The sequence below is a fragment of the uncultured Ruminococcus sp. genome, from assembly GCF_946415235.1.
Taxonomy (GTDB): domain Bacteria; phylum Bacillota; class Clostridia; order Oscillospirales; family Ruminococcaceae; genus Ruminococcus.
Genome location: NZ_CAMKRR010000115.1, coordinates 1 through 9,024 on the forward strand (window position 1 = coordinate 1; position 9,024 = coordinate 9,024).

A 9,024-nucleotide genomic window follows, 5' to 3' on the forward strand; every position below is an offset into this window, starting at 1 on the left:
CTTGCCTGAAAGCAGGAACAACCACTCTTACAGCAAAATCTTCCGATGGACAGAGGTTTGAAGTTGAAATTATTGTTAAAACTGTTGAGGTTGATCCTATTGCTAGTAAAGCTATAAAAGGTGACGCTAACTGCGACGGTCATGTAGATATGGCAGATGCTGTGCTTATTATGCAGGCTCTTGCAAATCCTGATAGATTTGGCGAAAATGGCACTAACGAAAATCATATTACAGAACAAGGTATGAAAAACGCTGATATTTCAGGTGATAATGATGGTGTAACAGCTGGCGATGCACTTGCAATACAGAGAAAACTTCTCGGGTTGGATGACTAATTGAATGATGAGAGTTTTAGTTATAATTAGATAACCTTTGCCGCACTTGTAGGCGTATGCTTACAAGTGCGGCATTTTTTATTAGAAATATCTCAGCCGCATTATTAAAAGAACATTTTTTCGATTTTATATTGACAATCGACATAAAGTGTGCTAAAATAAAAGCATCTAAACAAGAACATTCATTCTCATATGCAATCAAAAACCTTATTTAATGGAAGGATGTATATTATGAGAGTGAAAAATTATCACAAACATGATAACATGAGTGTTCTTGAATTGGACACGCCGCTGCAGATTTATAAGGAGTTATACGGTCAGGAAGCATACGAACAGGCGAAGAAGTTTTATCAGTCTGAGGAATGGGAGAGGTTCGAGAAAGAACAGCTTAATTCAGACAGACGGTATTATGATCACAAAGCAGATCTATGTCTTGAGGATTATGATGAGTGGGAAAGCGCAGAGAAAAGAAAACGTCGGTTGAATGATCCCCCGTCCTTTGTCTTACGCGCTGAAGCGAAACTCACAAACGGGTTTGATGATATTTTCGACGATCCGATCCTTCAAGAAGCAATGCAGTCGCTTACTAAGAAACAGTACAGTGCGCTGTACTGTACATTCAAAAGCAATCTTAATACAAGCGAGATTGCTGAACGAATGAGCACTACTGTCCGAGCTGTACAAAGGCTGTTACATCGAGCTTTGATAAAACTGCGCGAAGAATATGTTTCGCTTTTTGAAGAAGCCAAATCGTGTGGCTACACAAAATGCGTTGAGCATAACTACAAGCGTATACTTCAGTTCTTTGAGGAGTATGAGATAATACTCACTCAGAATGATCCCGCGGCGTAAACCTAACCCCACAGCATTCATTTTGCTGTGGGGCTTTTTCTATTCTGCCGTTTGGTAAATATCGCTAAGTAAACGTAGTTATAACGTCTGTCAGATTGTGCAACTATACAAAGTTACTGAGCATGAATATTGAAATGTTCGTTTTTTTCATTTTTCACCGCTATATATATGGAGGCAGTCCTCTCTCTGCTAATGATAGGGTGACGCTAAAAATGGAGGTGTTGAAAATGCTGACCATACCGTCACCTATACTTGACAAAAGTCTGTATACCGCTAAAAAGTCGGGTGACAGTAAAACTCGGGTGACGGTATAGTTACTGTCACGACTGAGTTACCGTCACCCACAAAACGCGCCGTTTTTGCCGCCGATACCGAATGCGGACAGGTATCCCATCTACACCCACAGAAGCGGTTGTCGCGCAACGTGGAGCGAGTGAGGGCAATATCAGCAGAGGAAGAAAGATACCGCTGACGGAGCAGTATCGGTCACGGAGGTTTGAAAAAGCCAGCATCGCATTCGGCAGTCCGCCGAACGCTTGCTGGTCGGGGAGACCCCCGAACCCCCTCTCAAAAATCGCATAAAGGAAGGAGCGTGATTCAATGAGAAAACGTAATCGAACTATCACTATCCGCTGTACCGACGACGAGTATGAGTGGATACACAGAAAGGCTGAACGGCACAAGCTGTCACTTAGCGACTTCGTTCTCAGGTCGGCACTCGACAAAAAGATAGTCGTAGCTGACGGATTGGACGAGGTCGCAAGGCAGCAGAAAGCAATCGGACGCAACCTCAACCAGATAGCAATGCTGGCTCATGAGGGGCGACTTCACTCTGTTCACTTGGACGAGCTGTTGAAGCAACACAAGGCTGTCACCCAAGCTGTATGCAACATTGCCAAGGAGGTGAAATAGTGCCTATCATTCATTTTATCAACAACAAAACTCAGACCGCTGGCGGTATGAGGAACGTCCTCAACTATGTCAGCAGAAAGGAGAAAACGGTTTCCGAGGACAAGCGTTTCGTGACTGGCATCAACTGCTTGCCCGAGACTTCCCTCGATGAAATGACCGCGACTAAAAACTTGTATCACAAAACTGACGGACGGCTCTACTATCATCTGGTGCAGAGTTTCCCCAGCGGATATGAGATTGAGCCTGAGCTCGCTCATAAGATTGCAGTTGAGCTTGCGGAGAAAGCCTTCAACAATTATGAAGTTGTAGTCGCAACTCATATCGACCGCGAGCATATTCACTCGCACTTCGTTTTCAACTCGGTCAGCTTTGAGAATGGAAAGAAGTACCATTCCAACAAGGAGAGTGTCGAGGAGCTGATGAAGCTCAGCGATGAGATTTGTCAGCAGTATGGAGTCCATGTCCTCGACACTCCGAAGAAGAAAATGAATAAAGACTACCTCTCTGATAGAGAATATCGGTCAGCGAAAAAGGGCGAGAGCTTCAAGTGGGAGCTGATGAATGTCATCAATCAAGTAATGAAACAGGCGAAGTCGAAGAAACAGTTCTGCTACTTGATGAAGCAGCAGAGCTACGATGTCAGGTGGGAGGACAACCGTAAATACATTACCTACACCTGTCCGAACAAGAGAAAGTGCCGTGACAATAAGCTTCACGGCGAGCGTTATCGAAAGGAGATGTTAGAGCATGAGTTCGAGATTAGACGAATTGAATCAGATGTACAACAAAGAGTTGTCAGTGGCAGCGGACGCTCCGCCAGCAGTATTAGTTCTCGATTCCAACTGGCGAGCACTGATAGAATTGAACAAGCAGATGTCGCAGGAGCAGTTGGAAATACTGCAAACGCTGTCGGTGCTGTCAACGAAATCAGAGACAGAACAGGTGCTGAAAACAGTCCGCTCCGAGCAGAGAGCGACCATAGAAACCTGTCGGGAGTTGCTGAATCAGGCAGCAGAACTGTCGGAAACAGCGGCAGCTCAATTGGAGAAAGCAACATCAGACCTGTCCTCACAGGCTGGGAAGCTGAACGAGGAATATGGCTCGAAGCTGAAAGAGCTCGACGAGTACAAGCACAGGCTCAGCTTAAAAGTTGCCAAGTGGATAGTGGTCTCACAGTTGGTATTGATAGCATTGTCGGCGGCGTTACAGCTGTGGCTACGCTGATAGAGGACGAGCCTGCCGACGATACCGAATATGCTCGGGAACACGTTGACAGCAAAGCACTTGCCGAGGAACGAGAGCGCAAGGAAGTTCACGGAATACACATGGGGTAAAACCAAACCTACATTTAATAAGGAGAGATGAAAAATGAACAATGCAAACCACATAAGAAAAACAACCGAGACAACAGCGAGGAGAGTGGTTATTGAATGGCAGAAAAGGATAATAAAACTTCAACGAACAAGTACGCTGAACTGCGCAGAACGCAGTTTGAGATAAGAGAGGTCACGATTGACGGCAAGACCTACACCGTCATAAATGCAACGCCGACTGATACGAATGTGACTGCGGCGGACAAGCTCCGCGAACTTGTGAAAGCATATTAACGAAAAAAATACTGGACAAACCGACCGAGTTGGAGTATACTGTTGGTGTACCGAGAGGTACGCCAACAGAGTCCTATTCGGTTTGGTTTCCAGAGAAGGAGGATATTAAATGAAACCAAACAACGATCAAATAACAGCTTTGTATTGCAGACTTTCACAGGAAGATGCTCGCGAGGGCGAGTCGCTGTCCATAGAGAATCAGAAGAAAATGCTCAGCGAATATGCAGAGCGTAATGGCTTCCGCAATTGCCAGTATTACATTGATGACGGCTACAGCGGAGTAAGCAGTAACCGTCCCGACTACCAACGAATGCTTAATGACGTAGAGAACGAGCTTGTTGGAACAGTCATTGTGAAAGATCAGAGCCGACTTTCGAGGAATTACCTTGAAGCTGGCAGACTAATGGAACTGGTGTTTCCTGCTCACGATGTCAGGTTTATCGCTATCACAGACGGCGTTGATTCCGCCAATGGCATCAATGAAATGTCAGGTATAAAGAACTATTTTAATGACTTTTTCGCTCGTGATACATCAAAGAAGATACGTGCGGTTCAGAGAGCAAAAGGCGAGCGCGGAGAGCGTGTCGGAACAATGACACCATACGGATACTTGAAAGATGCTGATACAAAGCAGCTTATCCCCGACCCGATCACTGCACCAATAGTCCATAAGATATTCGAGCTGTGTGCAGAGGGAAAGGGCGTCAGAGCTATCTGCAATTACCTTTATGAGAACAAAGTCGAGACACCCGGGGTATATGAGTTCCACATGAAGGGCAAGACCTGCAAACACCCTACGCTTGATACTCCGTACATCTGGACGCAGAGTACCGTCAGGGATATGCTGTCAAACAGGATTTACTGCGGTGATACTGTCAATTTCAGTACCTACAGCAAGTCCAATAAGCTGAAGAAAAGGCTGAAAAATACGCCTGAGAATATGCTTATCTTTGAGAACACTCATGAGCCGATAGTCAGCCGAGAGCTGTTTGGATTAGTGCAAAAGCGTTACGAGGGCAGGAAGCGTCCCGACAGACTTGGAGATGTTGATAAGTATGCAGGGTACTTGTACTGCGCCGACTGCGGTGCAAAGTTATATCTTCATCGAGGTAAAAACTTAAAGTCCGAGAACAATTGCTATCAGTGCGGTGGATATCAGGCAAAGGGCAAGAATTACTGTACAGTACACAGCATAAAGGCAGATGTGCTCGATAAACTGGTCTTGGACGGAATCAAGTTCATGACCGACTTGGCAAGGAAGAAGCCACAGGAGTTCTATGAAATAGCTGTTAAAAGCAATGCAGATAAAGCTGAGAAACTGCGAAAGGAGTCCGAAGTAAAGCATTCCAAACTGAAAGCTCGTATCAAGGAACTTGATAGCATTATGAGCTGCTTGTATGAAGATAGAGCGTTAGGCAAGATAACTTCTGAACGCTACGAAAAGCTCGCATCAGGCTATGAGAAAGAGCAAAGTGACCTCGAAGCTGAACTTGAAGCCCTCTCCGAGCAGCTTCACAGCATAGAACAGCAAGACAAGAGTGTACAGGAGTTTATCGAAAATGCAAAGACTGACCTTGAAATGGAAGAACTTACACCAAAGCTGCTCAAATTATTCATATCTCGTATTGAAGTATATGAAAAGCCTGAGAAGCATTCAAAAACCTGCGGAAATGATGTTGTGATACACTATTCATTCCATTCAATGCACAAGCCAATGCCTGTACTGACTCCGTCAAAGAACAAAACATTCACACAGGCAGCTTGCTAAATAGCAGAAACCCGAGGACAATATGCCCTCGGGTTACATAGAAATTATTAAGTTCCGTTAAGGATAGCGGCGATTGCGCGTCCGCTGTAATATGATGTTTATTTGCGGACGGCCAATGGCCGTCCCTACACAGGATTATTGGGCGGGCGCACAGAATGCGCCCCTACAATAGGCTAACGGCTAAAGTCTGTATTGTCAATCCTCTCCGCCTTTTCATATAATAAATGTGATCTGAAATAATCATTCCATGCCGTAAAAGGCGGATAGGAGTTCAACATGAATAAACACAGAATACTTATCGCAGGCGGCGATATGCGGCAGATATACTGCGCCGACCGCCTGTCCCGCGAGTTTGAGACAGGGACAGCAGGCTTTGACAGAGACAGCCTCCCCGACGGTATGACGCTGCCCTTTGCAGATAAAAGCTCCGCTGTACGGTACGACTGCGCCGTACTTCCTGTACCTCCCCTTGACGACAGGGGAAATATCTATACTCCCTGCGGCTCGGAAGTCCTCACTCTCCGCGCTGTAAAGGAACTTCTGACGGAAGATGCCGTGATATTCGCGGGAAAAGTAAGCGAAAAACTGAAAGCAGCCTTCCCGAACCACGAAATTGCCGATTATATGCTCAGCGAGGAGCTTAACATTAAAAATGCTATCCCCACCGCAGAGGGAGCGGTGCAGCTCGCACTTGAAGAGCTTCCCGTCACTCTTAACGGACTGAAAGTGCTCATTGTGGGAATGGGGAGGATAGGTACTGCTCTGGTGCGGATATTGCAGGGCTTCGGCGCGGATATCTCTGCCGCCGTCCATAATCCGCGGGGAGCTGCAAAGGCTCGGCTCTGCGGAGTAAAAGCAGTCCCGATAAAAAGGCTGAACGGAAACTACGACCTTGTGTTCAATACAGCTCCGAGGCTGGTTTTTGACAGAAACACCCTTGAAAAATTCGGGAACAGCACTCTTTTCATTGACCTTGCCTCAAAGCCCGGCGGCATAGACTTTGAAGCCGCTCTGAACCTCGGGCTTAAAGTAATATGGGCACTGGGTCTCCCCGGAAAGACGGCTCCCGTAACATCGGGAGAGATGATAGCGGAAGCTGTAAGCTCCATGCTTGCGGAAAGGAGTGGATACCTTGAGTGATATCCTGAAAGGACTGCGTATAGGCTACGCCATGACAGGCTCTTTCTGCACCTTTGAGAAGAGCTTTCAGCAGGCGGAGCTCCTTGTCAAAAGAGGTGCGGAGCTCCTGCCCGTAATGTCCGAACACGCCTCGGCTATTGATACAAGGTTCGGGACTGCTGCCGAAAATATCAGCAGACTTCGCAGTATAGCAGGGAAAGAGGTCATTCTCTCCATTGCCGAAGCCGAGACCATCGGTCCCAAGGAGCTTACCGATATCATGGTGGTTGCCCCCTGTACCTCAAATACCGCTGCAAAGCTTGCTTCTTCCGTGACCGATACAGCCGTTACCATGGCTGTAAAGTCTCACCTGCGCCGCGGAAAGCCCGTAGTTCTTGCTATAGCTTCAAATGATTCGCTTATGGGCTCGGCCAAAAATCTCGGTGAGCTGTTCAACAGGAAGAATTACTACTTCGTGCCAATGCTTCAGGACGACTGGATAAACAAGCCTGCGTCCCTTGTAGCGGAGTTTTCCATGCTGCCGCAGGCTATCGAAGCCGCTCTGAAAGGTATACAGCTCCGCCCGATAATATATCACAGCTCCGCAAACTAAAACAAAAAGGGCTTGATAAATTATTTATCAAGCCCTCTGTATTTTATTCAAGCTCCTTTGCTTCGTTATAATCCACAGCTTCAATAGTTCTGCGTGTCCTGCTTTTCAGGTCGCCGTAAGAAATACCGTGATACTTCAATGCGTACCTGCAATGACTGACTTTGTCTTCGGGAGCGTAAAAGTCAAAGTTCACCTTAATATCATCATAAGCGTATTTCTGATACGGCAGTATCATAAGATCGACCACATGAGTACCTGTTTCCATCTGCTCCTGCAAAAGCTTATACCTGATACTATCATAATACCGATTGGTAATATTCATATTTGCAAATATTATAAGGATACAGCAGGCAATACAGGTCAGGATATTCTTTACGATCTCAAGATCGGATCTCCTTATACCGCTCATCGCATCAAAGGTCACTTCAAGAGCGAAAAGTATCCAGAAAAGGTACTCGATGAAAAAACATCTTGCTGTTACGGGTGAAGCCACAGCAAAGGGAAGCGTAAGGGATACGGAGCTTAAAATATATACAAAAGCACGTATCCTTTCGCTGTTTTTAAGGTAGACCGCCGTATTATACATCAGAGCACATATATACAGGAAAGTAAGTGCAAGCTCGATGGCTCTTCCTTTCATTGCGGTGCTCAGTACAGCAACGTCCTGAAATACGGAGGTAAACAGCAGATACGCAACGAAAAACCAGCAGCCCCATACACATACGCCTGCATATTTAGGCTTTTTTTCAAATCTGTTCCTGATATAAAAAACAGTGAAAGCAGCTGTGACTATAAAGTGCAGTATCCAGAAATCCTTGCAGAAATGCGGCAGAACAAAGCGAAGAGTCTGCATCAAGGAATCCGCAAATGAAAATTCAAAGCTTCTTGTGCCGATATTGTCGCTATCCGAAGCAATGGTATGATACTGTCCATGTGAAAGCATTAATACCGCACCCGATACAGCTCCCGCAAGGTAGCAAAAATGGTGTAAAGAGAGCTTCTTTTTGCAGATATACATTACAGCTATCGCAAAAATGCAGAACATTATATTATATATAGTAAGATGTTCAACGCAAAGGCAGCCTCCAAAACCAAGCAGCAAAAGAAGAGGAGCAGTATATGGCTTTGGTCTATGCTCGCCGAACAGCATATTGAATGTAAAAATGATATATATAAGTGTGAATACAAATGCGAAGCAATAATTGTTGAAGCCCGATATCCAGCGAATCACTTCCGCATAAGTCTTTGATGGTATGAGCTGAATAAGAATAAACACCGAAAGCAAAGAAATAGGTACGGGAATATTTTTCTTCCTTACAAGCTTTTCAAGCAGTATAACCAGTGAACCGAATGAAATGATATAAAATAACGAATAAAGCGGCAGACACTGCACCGAAAATCTTGTGATGATATTGGTCAGATACCGACCGTTCGGGGAAGCATATGATGACAATCTGTCATCTGAAAATGCGTAAAACCATATATAATCATCGCAGCACATGAACAAAGTAAAGCCTGATATAATAATAAAACCAAAAATCAGGAAATAAGCGTAATTAGTTTTTATAAGCTTTTTCATACATTCTCCTCCCGATAAAATAAAAAAGCCTATCTTTTTCAGATAGGCTTTCAGTGTCGGCACTGATTTAGTTTTCCGGGCCGTCACCAGCCAAGTATCGTCAACGCGAATGAGCTTAACTTCCGTGTTCGGAATGGGAACGGGTGTGACCTCATTGCCATAAGCACCGACTAAATATGAAGAATTGAAACGAATAAAGCGTAATGCGAGGCGAAGAACAAGGAAGAACATGAAGTAAA

9 protein-coding genes and 1 rRNA gene are annotated in these 9,024 nt (G+C 45.2%); 8 read left to right on the top strand and 2 right to left on the bottom strand.

Annotation, left to right across the window (positions count from 1 at the left end; translation table 11 throughout):
* From Q0R37_RS13870 to Q0R37_RS13905, 8 genes are all read left to right on the top strand, one after another.
* Positions 1–335, top strand: a 335-nt coding sequence (locus Q0R37_RS13870) for a dockerin type I repeat-containing protein (protein ID WP_294755151.1), incomplete at its 5' end; no start/stop codon positions are given.
* 231 nt (positions 336–566) lie between these two features.
* Positions 567–1,187 (top strand): sigma factor-like helix-turn-helix DNA-binding protein, encoded by a 621-nt coding sequence (locus Q0R37_RS13875; protein ID WP_294755152.1) that lies wholly within the window; start codon positions 567–569, stop codon positions 1,185–1,187.
* A 600-nt stretch (positions 1,188–1,787) separates the two neighbouring features.
* Positions 1,788–2,099, top strand: a complete 312-nt coding sequence (gene mobC / locus Q0R37_RS13880) for a plasmid mobilization relaxosome protein MobC (RefSeq protein ID WP_294755153.1) — start codon at positions 1,788–1,790, stop codon at positions 2,097–2,099.
* The gene (locus Q0R37_RS13885) at positions 2,099–3,433 is read left to right on the top strand and encodes a relaxase/mobilization nuclease domain-containing protein (protein WP_294755155.1); all 1,335 of its coding nucleotides are present in this window, start codon (positions 2,099–2,101) and stop codon (positions 3,431–3,433) included. Before mobC ends, Q0R37_RS13885 begins: the two co-directional genes overlap by 1 nt.
* A 96-nt stretch (positions 3,434–3,529) precedes the next feature.
* Complete coding sequence (locus Q0R37_RS13890) at positions 3,530–3,706, top strand: hypothetical protein (RefSeq protein ID WP_294755156.1); 177 nt, start codon at positions 3,530–3,532, stop codon at positions 3,704–3,706.
* 109 nt (positions 3,707–3,815) lie between these two features.
* Complete coding sequence (locus Q0R37_RS13895; protein ID WP_294755157.1) at positions 3,816–5,474, top strand: recombinase family protein; 1,659 nt, start codon at positions 3,816–3,818, stop codon at positions 5,472–5,474.
* A gap of 276 nt (positions 5,475–5,750) precedes the next feature.
* Positions 5,751–6,614, top strand: a complete 864-nt coding sequence (locus Q0R37_RS13900; protein ID WP_294755158.1) for a dipicolinate synthase subunit DpsA — start codon at positions 5,751–5,753, stop codon at positions 6,612–6,614.
* Positions 6,607–7,206, top strand: a complete 600-nt coding sequence (locus Q0R37_RS13905) for a dipicolinate synthase subunit B (protein WP_294755159.1) — start codon at positions 6,607–6,609, stop codon at positions 7,204–7,206. Before Q0R37_RS13900 ends, Q0R37_RS13905 begins: the two co-directional genes overlap by 8 nt.
* 43 nt (positions 7,207–7,249) lie before the next feature.
* Here Q0R37_RS13905 and Q0R37_RS15705 read toward each other — a convergent pair whose 3' ends face one another.
* Both Q0R37_RS15705 and rrf read right to left on the bottom strand, forming a co-directional pair.
* Positions 7,250–8,785: a DUF6056 family protein gene (locus Q0R37_RS15705; RefSeq protein ID WP_366517443.1), complete on the bottom strand. Its 1,536-nt coding sequence runs from the start codon at positions 8,783–8,785 to the stop codon at positions 7,250–7,252.
* A gap of 54 nt (positions 8,786–8,839) precedes the next feature.
* A 5S ribosomal RNA gene (gene rrf / locus Q0R37_RS13910) occupies positions 8,840–8,956 on the bottom strand.
* Positions 8,957–9,024: the final 68 nt, after the last annotated feature.